At 62.2% G+C, this 12,971-nt stretch carries 13 protein-coding genes and 1 pseudogene; 8 read left to right on the forward strand and 6 right to left on the reverse strand.

Annotated features, from left to right (window positions below):
- Positions 1 to 18: 18 nt before the first annotated feature.
- Complete coding sequence (locus ACNQPL_RS04145) at positions 19 to 1,158, reverse strand: MFS transporter (protein WP_346612641.1); 1,140 nt, start codon at positions 1,156 to 1,158, stop codon at positions 19 to 21.
- A gap of 202 nt (positions 1,159 to 1,360) precedes the next feature.
- The gene (locus tag ACNQPL_RS04150) at positions 1,361 to 2,854 is read right to left on the reverse strand and encodes an aldehyde dehydrogenase (RefSeq protein WP_416466059.1); all 1,494 of its coding nucleotides are present in this window, start codon (positions 2,852 to 2,854) and stop codon (positions 1,361 to 1,363) included.
- Between the two features lie 196 nt (positions 2,855 to 3,050).
- On the opposite strand from ACNQPL_RS04150, the gene ACNQPL_RS04155 reads away from it, so the two are divergent.
- Entirely contained in the window at positions 3,051 to 3,410 is a 360-nt protein-coding gene (locus ACNQPL_RS04155) for a cupin domain-containing protein (protein WP_346612643.1), read from the forward strand.
- Between the two features lie 82 nt (positions 3,411 to 3,492).
- The gene (locus ACNQPL_RS04160) at positions 3,493 to 3,696 is read left to right on the forward strand and encodes a hypothetical protein (RefSeq protein WP_416466061.1); all 204 of its coding nucleotides are present in this window, start codon (positions 3,493 to 3,495) and stop codon (positions 3,694 to 3,696) included.
- Between the two features lie 68 nt (positions 3,697 to 3,764).
- Here ACNQPL_RS04160 and rpmG read toward each other — a convergent pair whose 3' ends face one another.
- Together rpmG and rpmB are read right to left on the reverse strand one after the other, a co-directional pair.
- Positions 3,765 to 3,920, reverse strand: coding sequence for a 50S ribosomal protein L33 (rpmG, locus tag ACNQPL_RS04165; protein ID WP_003253507.1), 156 nt, complete (start codon positions 3,918 to 3,920; stop codon positions 3,765 to 3,767).
- Between the two features lie 11 nt (positions 3,921 to 3,931).
- Entirely contained in the window at positions 3,932 to 4,168 is a 237-nt protein-coding gene (gene rpmB, locus ACNQPL_RS04170) for a 50S ribosomal protein L28 (RefSeq protein ID WP_346612645.1), read from the reverse strand.
- A 360-nt stretch (positions 4,169 to 4,528) separates the two neighbouring features.
- On the opposite strand from rpmB, the gene ACNQPL_RS04175 reads away from it, so the two are divergent.
- Complete coding sequence (locus ACNQPL_RS04175; RefSeq protein ID WP_416466063.1) at positions 4,529 to 6,118, forward strand: ABC transporter substrate-binding protein; 1,590 nt, start codon at positions 4,529 to 4,531, stop codon at positions 6,116 to 6,118.
- Between the two features lie 240 nt (positions 6,119 to 6,358).
- Here ACNQPL_RS04175 and radC read toward each other — a convergent pair whose 3' ends face one another.
- A complete protein-coding gene (radC, locus tag ACNQPL_RS04180) occupies positions 6,359 to 7,039 on the reverse strand; it encodes a RadC family protein (protein ID WP_346612858.1) in 681 nt (226 codons plus the stop codon).
- A gap of 128 nt (positions 7,040 to 7,167) precedes the next feature.
- Between radC and coaBC the strand changes: the two genes are divergently transcribed.
- From coaBC to argB, 4 genes and pseudogenes are all read left to right on the forward strand, one after another.
- Positions 7,168 to 8,379, forward strand: a complete 1,212-nt coding sequence (gene coaBC, locus ACNQPL_RS04185) for a bifunctional phosphopantothenoylcysteine decarboxylase/phosphopantothenate--cysteine ligase CoaBC (protein ID WP_416466065.1) — start codon at positions 7,168 to 7,170, stop codon at positions 8,377 to 8,379.
- 5 nt (positions 8,380 to 8,384) lie between these two features.
- Positions 8,385 to 8,840 carry a dUTP diphosphatase gene (gene dut / locus ACNQPL_RS04190; protein ID WP_346612648.1) on the forward strand — a complete coding sequence of 152 codons (456 nt, stop codon included), beginning with the start codon at positions 8,385 to 8,387 and terminating at the stop codon, positions 8,838 to 8,840.
- A 134-nt stretch (positions 8,841 to 8,974) separates the two neighbouring features.
- Positions 8,975 to 10,348 (forward strand): annotated as a pseudogene (locus tag ACNQPL_RS04195) (phosphomannomutase/phosphoglucomutase); the annotation flags it as partial.
- 30 nt (positions 10,349 to 10,378) lie between these two features.
- Positions 10,379 to 11,284, forward strand: a complete 906-nt coding sequence (gene argB, locus ACNQPL_RS04200) for an acetylglutamate kinase (protein WP_346612649.1) — start codon at positions 10,379 to 10,381, stop codon at positions 11,282 to 11,284.
- A 172-nt stretch (positions 11,285 to 11,456) separates the two neighbouring features.
- On the opposite strand, the gene pyrE is transcribed toward argB, so the two are convergent.
- Entirely contained in the window at positions 11,457 to 12,098 is a 642-nt protein-coding gene (gene pyrE, locus ACNQPL_RS04205) for an orotate phosphoribosyltransferase (protein WP_014861506.1), read from the reverse strand.
- Between the two features lie 80 nt (positions 12,099 to 12,178).
- Here pyrE and ACNQPL_RS04210 point away from each other — a divergent pair, with 80 nt between their 5' ends.
- Entirely contained in the window at positions 12,179 to 12,958 is a 780-nt protein-coding gene (locus ACNQPL_RS04210) for an exodeoxyribonuclease III (protein ID WP_012312131.1), read from the forward strand.
- Positions 12,959 to 12,971: the final 13 nt, after the last annotated feature.

A 12,971-nucleotide genomic window follows, 5' to 3' on the forward strand; every position in this document is an offset into this window, starting at 1 on the left:
TTTGCGCCCCACAGAACATCAGGCAGCGGCAGGTTCGAAGGCGCCACGGCGGCGGGTCAACACCACCAGCCCCGCCGCCCCGAAAGCCATCAGCAGCGGCAACGCATGACCGCTGAGCCACTGGCTCCCCGCACCGGCCAGCAACGGCCCCAACAGGCAGCCTATACCCCACAGCTGCGCCACATGGGCGTTGGCGCGCACTAGCGCATCATCCCGATAACGCTCGCCGATCAGTATCAGCGACAAGGTGAACAAACCACCGGCACTGGCTCCGAACAGCACCCACAGCGGCCAGATCACCGGCGTGTGCAGCAGCAGCGGAATCGCCAGGCTGGAACACAGCAAGGTGACCGCGCAACCGGTGAACAGCGTGCGCCGCGACATGTGGTCGGCCAACGCACCAATGGGCAGCTGCAGCACCGCGTCACCGACCACCACCGTGCTGACCATGAACAGCGCAAGCTCGGTGCTGAACCCCTGCTGCAGGCAATACACCGGCAACAGGGTAAGGATCATGGCTTCGAAAGAAGCGAACAATGCAATCGCCCAGGCGATCACTGGCAGACGACGGCAGAAGGCAAACAGGTCGCGGAAGGTAACGCTGCACGCCTCGGTGCTCGGCGCACCGCCGCGCCCCAACAGCAACAAGGGCGCCAGCAGCAACAGGCCGGTCGCGGCCCAGAAACCGAAGTCATCGTCGGACCCGAGAAAGCCCAGCACCAGCGGCCCGGCCAGCTGGCTCAAGGCATAGCTGCTGCCATACAGCGCCACCAGCCGACCACGCCACTGCTCGACCACCAACTGGTTGATCCAGCTTTCGCCGAGAATGAACACCACGGTCAGCGACATGCCGATCAATAAGCGCAGCGCCAGCCACAACGGGTAGCTCGGCAGCAACGCCAGCAGGCCAATCGACAACGCCCCGCCCCACAGGCACAGGCGCATGGCCGAAGGCACGCCGACCCAACCGGCCAGGCGGCTGGCCAGGCTGGCGCCAATCAGTACGCCCAGCGCCGGCATCGCCGCCATCACACCGATGGCAAAGCTGCCGTAGCCCCAGGCCTCCAGGCGCAGGGACACCAGCGGCATGCTCACACCAAGCGCCAGCCCGACACTGAGCACCGATGCCAGTACGGCGAAGTAGGTACCCCAACGCATTGCAGCCTCCCAGGCAGAATTCGTGAACAGCAAAAACGACGAAGCCGGGGCAGCGTGAGCCGACCCGGCTATTGTTGGGGCTGCTGTGCAGCCCATCGCCGGCAAGCCGGGCTCCCACAGGTACATCGGAGGCCTTGAGGGCTGCGAAGAGCCTGTAGGAGCTGGCTTGCCGGCGATTGGGCCGCAACGCGGCCCCCTGGTATTACAGCTTGATCCAGGTCGCTTTCAGCTCGGTGTACTTCTCCAGTGCGTGCAGCGACTTGTCACGGCCATTGCCCGACTGCTTGAAGCCACCGAACGGCGCGGTCATGTCGCCGCCGTCGTACTGGTTGACCCAGACGCTGCCAGCGCGCACGGCGCGGGCGGTCTTGTGGGCCTTGGAGATGTCCGAGGTCCAGATACCAGCGGCCAGGCCGTAAGGGGTGTCGTTGGCGATGGCGATGGCTTCTTCGGCGGTGTCGAAGGTGATCACCGACAACACTGGGCCGAAGATTTCTTCCTGGGCGATCTTCATGGCATTGGTCACGCCGTCGAAGATGGTTGGCTCGACGTAGGTACCGCCCGTCTCTTCGAGGATGCGCTTGCCACCGGCCAGCAGCTTGGCGCCGTCCTGGTGCCCGGCGTCGATGTACGACAGCACGGTGTTCATCTGCTGGGTGTCGACCAGCGCGCCGACGGTGGTCTGCGGGTCCAGTGGGTTGCCCGGTTTCCAGCCTTTGAGGGCTTCGACCACCATTGGCAGGAACTTGTCCTTGATCGAACGCTCGACCAGCAGGCGCGAACCCGCAGTGCAGACTTCGCCCTGGTTGAAGGCGATGGCGCTGGCAGCGGCTTCGGCAGCGGCCTGCAGGTCCGGCGCGTCGGCGAAGACGATGTTCGGGCTCTTGCCGCCGGCTTCCAGCCAGATGCGCTTCATGTTGGATTCGCCGGCGTAGATCATCAGTTGCTTGGCGATCTTGGTCGAACCGGTGAACACCAGGGTGTCGACGTCCATGTGCAGGGCCAGGGCCTTGCCCACGGTGTGGCCGTAACCCGGCAACACGTTCAGCACACCGGCCGGGATGCCGGCTTCGATGGCCAACTGAGCGATGCGGATGGCGGTCAGCGGGGATTTTTCGGATGGCTTGAGCACCACCGAGTTACCGGTGGCCAGGGCCGGGCCGAGTTTCCAGCAGGCCATCAGCAGCGGGAAGTTCCACGGTACGATGGCACCGACCACGCCCACTGGCTCGCGGGTAACCAGGCCGAGCTGGTCGTGCGGGGTTGGCGCGACTTCGTCGTAGACCTTGTCGATGGCTTCGGCATTCCAGTGCAGGGCTTGGGCCGCGCCTGGGATGTCGATGCTGGAGGAGTCGCCGATCGGCTTGCCCATGTCCAGGGTTTCGAGCAGCGCCAGCTCTTCAACGTTCTTGCGCAGCAGTTCGGCGAAGCGAATCAGCTTGGCCTTGCGCTTGGCCGGGGCCAGGCGCGACCAGACGCCGGAGTCGAAGGTGGCGCGGGCGTTTTCCACGGCGCGGTTGGCGTCGGCCAGGTCGCAGCTGGCGACCTTGGCCAGGAAGCGTCCGTCGACCGGGCTCAGGCAGTCGAACGTTTCACCGGATGCGGCGTCGGTGTATTCGCCGTTGATGAAGGCACGGCCTTCGATCTTCAGTTGCTGGGCACGTTGTTCCCAGTCCGCACGGGTCAGGGTGGTCATACGAAACTCCTCCTCTTGTTTAGGTGCAACGCCGCACTGAGGACTCACAGGCGTTGTCAGAATTCTGGCCGGGCGACAAGCGCACACTGGCAAGCGATACCCTAAACCAGGCCGTGTAAACTATCAATATATTTGACACGAAAGGCCTAAATGCCTACTGATGTGCATTTTATTAAACAACAACAGGAGCCGCACCATGAGCATCGCCAGCATCATCGACTTCGCCCAGGTCCTCACCGAGGCCGAACGCTACCGCCCAGCGGCGGAAAAAATCCTCAAGGGCGAGCCGGATCAGGCGGTCTACAACCACTACTCCAGCCCTTGCGGCCAATTTGCTGCAGGCGTCTGGGAAGGCGAAGTGGGGCAATGGACCGTGAGCTACACCGAGCACGAGTATTGCGAGATCGTCCAGGGCGTTTCGGTGCTGCGCGACCAGGATGGCGGCGCCAAGACCCTGCGGGCGGGTGACCGGTTCGTCATCCCGGCGGGCTTCAAAGGCACTTGGGAGGTACTGGAGCCGTGCCGCAAGATCTATGTGATGTTCGAGCAAAAATAATTATGTAGCTCATGCTTCACGCAGCACTGAAAGAGGATGGCCCTGCCCGCGTCGGGCCATCCTCTTTCAAAGGTAACCCAGCATGAACAACGAAGAAGTGCTGCAAGCCCTGGCTCACCTGATCGGTACGCCATACGAACCCTCCGTGAAAGCGACTATCACTGAAATTACCGGTCGCGCACGCGTTGTAGGCCCCAAAGAAATCAGCACGAAGGAGTACGACATTGATCGCATCCACATCAATGCCGACGCCAATAGCCTGATCCAGGGCTTCAGCTTCAACTGACCTGCCGTGCAGGCATAAAAAAACCCGCGTCCTTTCGGATGCGGGTTTTTTTTCAGGTCGCCGATCAATTACTTGATCTTGGCTTCCTTGTACACCACGTGCTTGCGAACAACCGGATCATATTTCTTGATCTCGATTTTGTCCGGGGTGGTGCGCTTGTTCTTGTCGGTGGTGTAGAAGTGGCCGGTACCGGCACTCGAAACCAGACGGATCAATTCACGCATGATGTTCTCCCTTAAACCTTGGCGCCAGCTTTACGGATGTCAACCAGAACGGCGTCGATGCCGCGCTTGTCGATGATACGCATGCCCTTGGCAGAAACGCGCAGACGCACGAAGCGGTTCTCGGTTTCAACCCAGAAACGGTGGTGCTGCAGGTTTGGCAGGAAACGACGACGGGTTTTGTTGTTTGCGTGGGAAATGTTGTTCCCGGTTACTGGACCCTTACCAGTAACTTGACAGACTCTCGACATGACTCAGCCCTCTAAAACCACATGCCCAACCCGGCATGGGTTGGCCGCTTAATCTCTCAGTCTTTGGCGCCAGGCGCCGTGATTCTGGAGGTCTTATCGACCGGATCCGCTGATGCGACAGGCCGAGCCCCTAGAAAAGAGCGCTGCTTTATACCAGAAAGACTGCGTTGCAACAACAGATGATGAGCATCTAGCTGAGACAAATGGTGCGCGAGCAGCATAGCGACTGGCTCGCCGCGCTGTCGACCACTCGTCGCCAACCGGCAGAAAAAGAGGGTGGTCATTTGCTGATCCGCGCACTAGGGTAGGACGTTTCCAGACTGCACTGGCAGATGGGCCACTGACAGCCAAGGAGTCACGATGCGTGCCGCCGCCTTTTCCTTATTGATTACCTCCCTGTTTGCCGCCGGCATCGCCCAGGCAGCCCCGCTGAGTGTCTGCAGCGAAGCCAGCCCCGAAGGTTTCGACGTGGTCCAGTATAACTCGCTGACCACCACCAATGCCTCGGCAGACGTGCTGATGAACCGCCTGGTGGAGTTCGACGCAACCCAAGGCAAGGTCGTACCCAGCCTGGCGCAAAGCTGGACGGTTTCGGCTGACGGCCTGACCTATGACTTCAAGCTGCGCGATGGCGTCAAATTCCACACCACGCCGTACTTCAAGCCAACCCGTGAACTGAACGCCGACGACGTGCTGTTCAGCTTCCAGCGCATGCTCTACCCCGCCCACGCCTGGCACAAGACCGCGCCGGGTGGCTACCCGCACGCGCAGTCGTTGCAACTGAGCAGCCTGATCAAGTCGATCGATGCGACGGAGCCGAACAGCGTGCGCTTCACCCTGAGCCACGCCGACGCCACCTTCCTGGCCACCCTGAGCATGGGCTTCGCTTCGATCTACTCCGCCGAATACGCCGACAAGCTGCTCAAGGCCGGTACGCCGGAAAAACTCAACAGCCAGCCGATCGGCACCGGCCCGTTCGTCTTCCAGCGCTTCCAGAAGGATGCCGTGGTGCGCTACCGCGCCAACCCTGACTACTTCGACGGCAAACCTGCCGTCGACCCGCTGATCTTCGCGATCACCACCGATGCCAACGTGCGCTTGCAAAAGCTCAAGCGCGGCGAATGCCAGGTAGCCCTGTCGCCCAAGCCCTTGGACATCGCCGAAGCGGGCAAGGACGGTAACCTCAAGGTCGCGACCACGCCTGCCTTCATGACTGCCTTCGTCGCCATCAACAGCGAACACCCGCCGCTGGACAAGCCCGAAGTACGCCAGGCCATCAACCTGGCTTTCGACAAGCAGGCCTACCTCAAGGCCGTTTTTGAAGACACCGCCACCGCCGCCAATGGCCCCTACCCACCCAACACCTGGAGCTACGCCAAGGACCTGCCCGGATACCCGCAGGACCTGAACAAAGCCAAGGCTCTGTTGACCAAGGCCGGCTTTGCCGATGGTTTCAGCACCACTATCTGGACCCGCCCGTCGGGCAGCCTGCTCAACCCCAACCCGAGCCTGGGCGCGCAGATGCTGCAGGCAGACCTGGGCAAGATCGGCATCAAGGCCGAGATCCGCGTGATCGAATGGGGCGAGCTGATACGCCGGGCCAAAGCGGGCGAGCATGACCTGCTGTTCATGGGCTGGGCCGGTGACAACGGCGACCCGGACAACTTCCTCAGCCCGCAGTTTTCCTGCGCAGCGGTCAAGTCGGGCACCAACTTCGCGCGGTTTTGCGACAACCGCCTCGATCAGCTGATCAGTGCCGGCCGTACCACCAACGACCAGAGCGTGCGCAGTCGGCTTTACCAGCAGGCGCAGACCTTGATTCAGCAGCAGGCTTTGTGGGTGCCGCTGGCGCATCCGACGGCAGCGACGCTGTTGCGTGACGGGGTCGAGGGGTATCAGGTGAGCCCGTTCGGGCGCCTGGATTTCAGCAAGGTTTCGGTAACCCGCTGAGCCCGAGGGCGCCTGCACTGGCCCTTTCGCGGGGCAAGCCCGCTCCCACAGAATCAACGCTAACTTACTGATTTGGCGGGGATCCTGTAGGAGCGGCTTCAGCCGCGAACACCGGCCAACCCGGTGCCATCCACCGCGGCGCCTGCTTCGCGGCTGAAGCCGCTCCCACAGGTTCTCCGCCCTTCCCTGCGGGGAGTGGGAGCGGGCCTGCCCTGCGAAGAGGCCGGCACATGGACACCGCTAAGCAACGATCCACCCCTGCTCGACCATCGACAACGGCTCCCCATCACCGACAATGATGTGATCGAGTACCCGCACATCGATCAGCCCCAACGCGCGCTTCAACGATAGCGTCATGTGCACATCCTCCTGGCTCGGCTCGCTGTTCCCCGAAGGGTGGTTGTGGCAAAGAATCAACGCCGCCGCATTGTGCAGCAACGCCCGGCGCACTACTTCGCGCGGGTAGATGCTGGCCCTGTCAATCGTCCCCCTGAACAGGATCTCGAACGCCAGCGGCCTATGCTTGGTATCCAGAAAAAGGCAACCGAACACTTCACTGGTCTCATGGCGCAGCATGGCCTTCAGGTAACGCCGCACCGCCACTGGGCTTTCCAGAACAGGCGTGCGCTCGATGCCTTCATCCAGATAACGTCGGCCAATTTCCAGCAGCGCCTGCAACTGCGCGTATTTCACCGGCCCCAGGCCAGGCTCGCGCAAAACGGCTTCGCGATCCGCCTCAAGAAACTGCCGCAGCCCTCCAAACCGCACCAGCAGCCCGCGCGCCAGGTCCAGCACGTTACGCCCGGCCACGCCCGAGCCCAGCAACACGGCCACCAGTTCGGCATCCGATAACACCACCGCCCCTCGCGACAACAACTTCTCCCTCGGCCGTTCATCAACCGGCCACTCCCTGATATTCATCCCTGCTCCTTGGTCCTGCTGCGGCACGTTTGGGCCCTGTGTTAATCTATTTCGCCTCGTACATGCGACGTTCTGCCGCAGGCAGTCTTGTTCGTCGCCGCCCGCTCTCACTGGAAAAAGGCAAGCCTATGCAGCGGCTGTATCGCAAGCGCATCGTTCTCGGCGTAGGGGGCGGCATTGCCGCCTACAAGAGCGCCGAACTGATTCGCCGTCTCCTGGAGCACGGCGCGCAAGTGCGCGTCGTCATGACCCGCGGTGGTGCTGAATTCATCACCCCGCTGACCTTGCAGGCGCTGTCCGGCCACCCGGTACACATGGATCTGCTCGACCCCGCCGCCGAAGCGGCCATGGGCCACATCGAACTGGCCAAGTGGGCCGACCTGGTGCTGATTGCCCCGGCTACCGCCGACCTCATGGCACGCATGGCCCAAGGCATGGCCGACGACTTGCTGACCACGCTGGTGCTGGCCACGGACGCCACCGTGGCCGTGGCCCCGGCCATGAACCAGGCGATGTGGCGCGACCCGGCCACCCAAGCCAACCTTGAGGTGCTCAAGGGCCGTGGCATCCAGGTGTTCGGCCCGGCGTCCGGCAGCCAGGCCTGCGGCGACGTGGGCCTGGGCCGCATGCTCGAAGCCACCGACCTGGCCTGGTGCGCCGCCGAAAGCTTCAAGCGCCAGGCGCTCACCGGCAAGCACGTGCTGATCACGGCCGGCCCGACCCAGGAAAACATCGACCCGGTGCGCTACATCACCAATCATAGCTCGGGGAAGATGGGCTTCGCCCTGGCCGAAGCGGCCGCCGAAGCCGGTGCTCGGGTGACCCTCGTCACCGGCCCGGTGCACCTGCAGACCCCCGACCGGGTCAACCGGATCGACGTGGTCAGCGCGCGGGACATGCTCGCAGCCTGTGAGGCGGGCATGCCATGCGACCTGTTCATCGCCTCGGCAGCAGTTGCGGACTACCGCCCAGAGGTGGTTGCCACGCAAAAACTCAAGAAGGATCCTACGACCGGCGACGGCATGCTGCTGCAGATGGTGCGCAATCCCGATATCCTTGCCACCATCGCTGGCCGCAACGACCGCCCGTTCAGCGTCGGCTTTGCCGCCGAGACCGAACATTTGCTCGATTACGCCACGCGCAAGCTCAAGGACAAGAACCTCGACCTGATCGTCGCCAATGATGTGGCCAACCCCAGCATCGGCTTCAACAGCGAAGAGAACGCCTTGACCGTGATCGACCGCCAGCAGCACCAGACCCTCTTCGCGCAGACCAGCAAGGGCAAAATTGCCCGGCAACTGCTCGCCTTCATCGCCGAACGGCTCAATCAGGTTCAATAAGTTCCATGCACGCTCTTCAAGCCAAGATTCTCGACCCACGCCTGGGCAGCGAATTCCCGCTGCCGCAATACGCCACACCCGGCTCTGCCGGCCTCGACCTGCGCGCCCTGCTGAAAGAAGACACCGTCCTCGAGCCGGGCCAGACCCTGCTGATCCCTACCGGCCTGTCGATCTACATCGGCGACCCGGGTTTGGCGGCCATGATCCTGCCGCGCTCGGGCCTGGGCCATAAGCACGGCATCGTGCTGGGCAACCTGGTCGGCCTGATCGACTCGGATTACCAGGGCGAGCTGATGGTGTCGTGCTGGAACCGCGGCAACACGCCATTCACCATCGCTGTCGGCGAACGCATCGCCCAGCTGGTGCTGGTGCCGGTGGTGCAAGCGCATTTCGACATCGTCGAGGCGTTTGACGAAAGCCAGCGCGGCAGCGGCGGGTTTGGCCACTCCGGCAGTCACTGACCGCCCGTCGAACGTTCAGGCCATGGATGGCGAACTCTCTGACGAAACCACCGTCCAAGCGTTCAGTTTGCGCCTGCCCAGACAGCCTTTGACTAATGGAGCTTCCAGAGATGAACGATATGGCCCACCTGGTCCCCGCATTGCCTGACAGCATTTTCCGCGCCTATGACATCCGCGGCGTGGTCGGCAAGACCCTGCACGCCGAAACCGCCTACTGGATCGGCCGCGCCATCGGCGCCCAGACCCTCGCCCAGGGCGAGCCACAGATCTCCGTTGGCCGCGACGGCCGCTTGTCCGGCCCGATGTTGGTCGAGCAACTGATCCAAGGCCTGGTCGACGCCGGTTGCCAAGTCAGCGACGTCGGCCTGGTGCCGACACCCGCGCTGTACTACGCAGCCAACGTGCTGGCCGGCAAGTCCGGTGTGATGCTTACCGGTAGCCACAACCCGTCTGACTACAACGGTTTCAAGATCGTCATCGCCGGCGATACCTTGGCCAACGAGCAGATCCAGGCCCTGCTGACCCGCCTGAAAACCAACGACCTGACCCGTGCCGAAGGCAGCGTGGAAAAGGTCGAGATCCTTCAGCGCTATTACCAGCAAATCGTCGCCGACGTGAAGCTGGCGAAGAAGCTCAAGGTAGTGGTGGACTGCGGCAACGGCGCTGCCGGTGTGATCGCGCCACAGCTGATCGAAGCCTTGGGCTGCGAAGTCATCCCGCTGTTCTGCGAGGTGGATGGCAACTTCCCCAACCACCACCCGGACCCGGGCAAGCCCGAAAACCTTGAAGACTTGATCGCCAAGGTCAAGGAAACCAACGCCGACATCGGCCTGGCCTTCGATGGCGACGGCGACCGAGTGGGCGTGGTGACCAACACCGGCAGCATCGTCTACCCCGATCGCCTGCTCATGCTGTTTGCCCAGGACGTGCTGTCGCGCAACCCAGGCGCCGAGATCATCTTCGACGTCAAATGCACCCGCCGCCTGACCCCGCTGATTGAACAGCACGGCGGCCGCGCACTGATGTGGAAGACCGGCCACTCGTTGATCAAAAAGAAGATGAAACAGACTGGCTCGCTGCTGGCAGGCGAGATGAGTGGGCACATCTTCATCAAGGAACGCTGGTTCGGCTTCGACGACGGCATCTACAGCGCCGCCCGCCTGCTGGAGATCCTCAGCAAGGCCGGGCAAGACGCCGAAAGCCTGTTCGCGGCGTTCCCGAACGATATTTCCACGCCGGAAATCAATATTGATGTGACCGACGAGGGTAAATTCAGCATCATTGATGCACTGCAACGCGACGCCGACTGGGGCGAAGCCAGCCTGACCACCATCGACGGTGTGCGGGTCGACTACGCCCAGGGCTGGGGCCTGGTACGCGCCTCCAACACCACACCGGTGCTGGTACTGCGCTTCGAGGCCGAAAGCGACGCCGAATTGCAACGTATCAAGGATGTTTTCCGCGCCCAGTTGCTGCGGGTTGCCCCTGAGCTGCAACTGCCGTTCTGACCGACTATCTGTTCCTTACAGGAGCCCTGCATGACCCTCGATCGCGATGCCGCTTCCCATGTAGCCGAGGTTTTGTCCGAAGCACTGCCTTACATCCGCCGCTTTGTCGGCAAGACCCTGGTGATCAAGTACGGCGGCAACGCGATGGAGAGCGAAGAGCTCAAGACCGGCTTTGCCCGGGACATCGTGCTGATGAAGGCCGTGGGCATCAACCCGGTGGTCGTGCACGGCGGTGGCCCGCAGATCGGTGACCTGCTCAAGCGCCTGTCGATCGAAAGCCACTTCATCGATGGCATGCGCGTCACCGACGCGGCGACCATGGACGTGGTTGAAATGGTGCTGGGTGGCCAGGTCAACAAGGACATCGTCAACCTGATCAACCGCCACGGTGGCAGCGCCATCGGCCTGACCGGCAAGGACGCGGAGCTGATCCGCGCCAGGAAGCTCACCGTGAGCCGCCAGACACCAGAGATGACCCAGCCGGAAATCATCGACATCGGCCACGTAGGCGAGGTGGTCAGCGTCAATACCGACCTGCTCAACATGCTGGTGAAGGGCGACTTCATCCCGGTGATCGCGCCCATCGGCGTGGGTGCCAACGGTGAGTCGTACAACATCAACGCCGACCTGGTCGCGGGCAAGGTGGCCGAAGCACTGAAAGCCGAGAAGCTGATGCTGCTGACCAACATCGCCGGCCTGATGGACAAGCAAGGCCAGGTGCTGACCGGCCTGACCACCGAGCAGGTCAATGAGCTGATCGCCGACGGCACCATCTACGGCGGCATGCTGCCGAAGATCAAGTGCGCGCTGGATGCGGTGCAGGGCGGCGTAACGACCTCGCACATCATCGACGGCCGCGTGCCGAATGCGGTGCTGCTGGAGATCTTCACAGACAGTGGCGTGGGCACCCTGATCAGCAACCGCAAGCGTCACTGATTCGTCTGCACTGGCTTCATCGCCGGCAAGCCGGCTCCCACAGGTAACTCACTGAACCAAAAAACAGCGGGGATCATTGTGGGAGCCGGCTTGCCGGCGATAGGGCCAGAAAAGGCACAGATACAAAAAAAGGCGACCCGCAAAGGTCGCCTTTTTCGTTACCGAGCCGGCATCAGATACCGTACTGCGCCCGATAAGCCTCGACAGCAGGCAGATGCTGCTTGAGCTGCGGGTCATCAGCCAGGAACTCCAGCACCTGGGTCAGCGAAACAATGCTGACTACCGGAATACCGAAGTCACGTTCCACTTCCTGGATCGCCGACAGCTCGCCATTGCCGCGCTCTTCGCGGTTGAGGGCGATCAGCACGCCAGCGGCCTTGGCCTGCTGGGCGTTGATGATCTGCATGACCTCGCGGATGGCGGTACCGGCAGTGATCACGTCATCGATGATCAACACTTCACCGGCCAGAGGCGCGCCTACCAGGCTGCCGCCTTCACCGTGATCCTTGGCTTCCTTGCGGTTGAAGCACCATGGCACGTCGAGCTGATGCTGATCGGCCAGGGCCACGGCGGTGGTCGCCGCCAGGGGGATGCCCTTGTAGGCTGGGCCAAACAACACGTCGAAGGGGATCTTGCTGTCGACGATGGCCGCCGCGTAGCAACGACCCAGCTCAGCCAGGGCGGAGCCTGTGTTGAACAGGCCGGCATTGAAGAAATACGGGCTGGTACGCCCCGATTTCAGGGTGAATTCACCGAAGCGCAGAACGCCGCGATCGATGGCAAAACGGATAAAGTCGCGCTGATACGGCTGCATGGAAAGTCCCGGACACCACGGATTTAGCTAAATGGGTTGAGCTCGGGTATCATACACGCACGAGATTTTTGGGGCCATTTATGCGGATCATCAGTGTGAACGTAAATGGCATTCAGGCTGCGGCCGAGCGTGGATTGCTCAGCTGGTTGCAAGCCCAGAATGCCGACGTCATCTGCCTTCAGGATACCCGCGCCTCGGCCTTTGAACTCGACGACCCAGCTTTCCAGCTCGATGGCTATTTCCTTTATGCCTGCGACGCGGAGGTGCCCGCCCAAGGTGGCGTGGCGCTTTACTCGCGCATGCAGCCCAAGGCAGTCATCACCGGCCTGGGCTTCGAGACAGCCGACCGCTACGGGCGTTATCTGCAAGCAGATTTCGACAAAGTCAGTATTGCCAGCCTGCTGCTGCCTTCGGGCATGAACGGCGACGACGACTTGAATCAGAAATTCAAGTTGATGGACGACTTCGCCAAGTACCTGGACAAGCAGCGCCGCAAGCGCCGCGAATACATCTACTGCGGCTCGTTCTACGTGGCACAGCAGAAGCTCGACATCAAAAACTGGCGTGACAGCCAGCAGTCGCCGGGCTTCCTGCCGCCGGAGCGTGCCTGGATGGATGCGATCACTGGCGACATGGGCTATGTGGATGCCCTGCGCGAAGTCAGCCGTGAAGGCGACCAGTACAGCTGGTGGCCAGACAACGAACAGGCCGAGATGCTCAACCTGGGCTACCGGTTCGACTACCAGATCCTCACCCCGGGCCTGCGCCGCTTTGTGCGCAACGCTCGCCTGCCGCGTCAGCCGCGCTTCTCGCAACACGCGCCGCTGATCGTCGACTACGACTGGACGTTGACCATCTAAAAAGCATTGGGGC

Source organism: Pseudomonas sp. LFS044 (assembly GCF_047978245.1).
In the GTDB taxonomy this organism is placed as follows: domain Bacteria; phylum Pseudomonadota; class Gammaproteobacteria; order Pseudomonadales; family Pseudomonadaceae; genus Aquipseudomonas.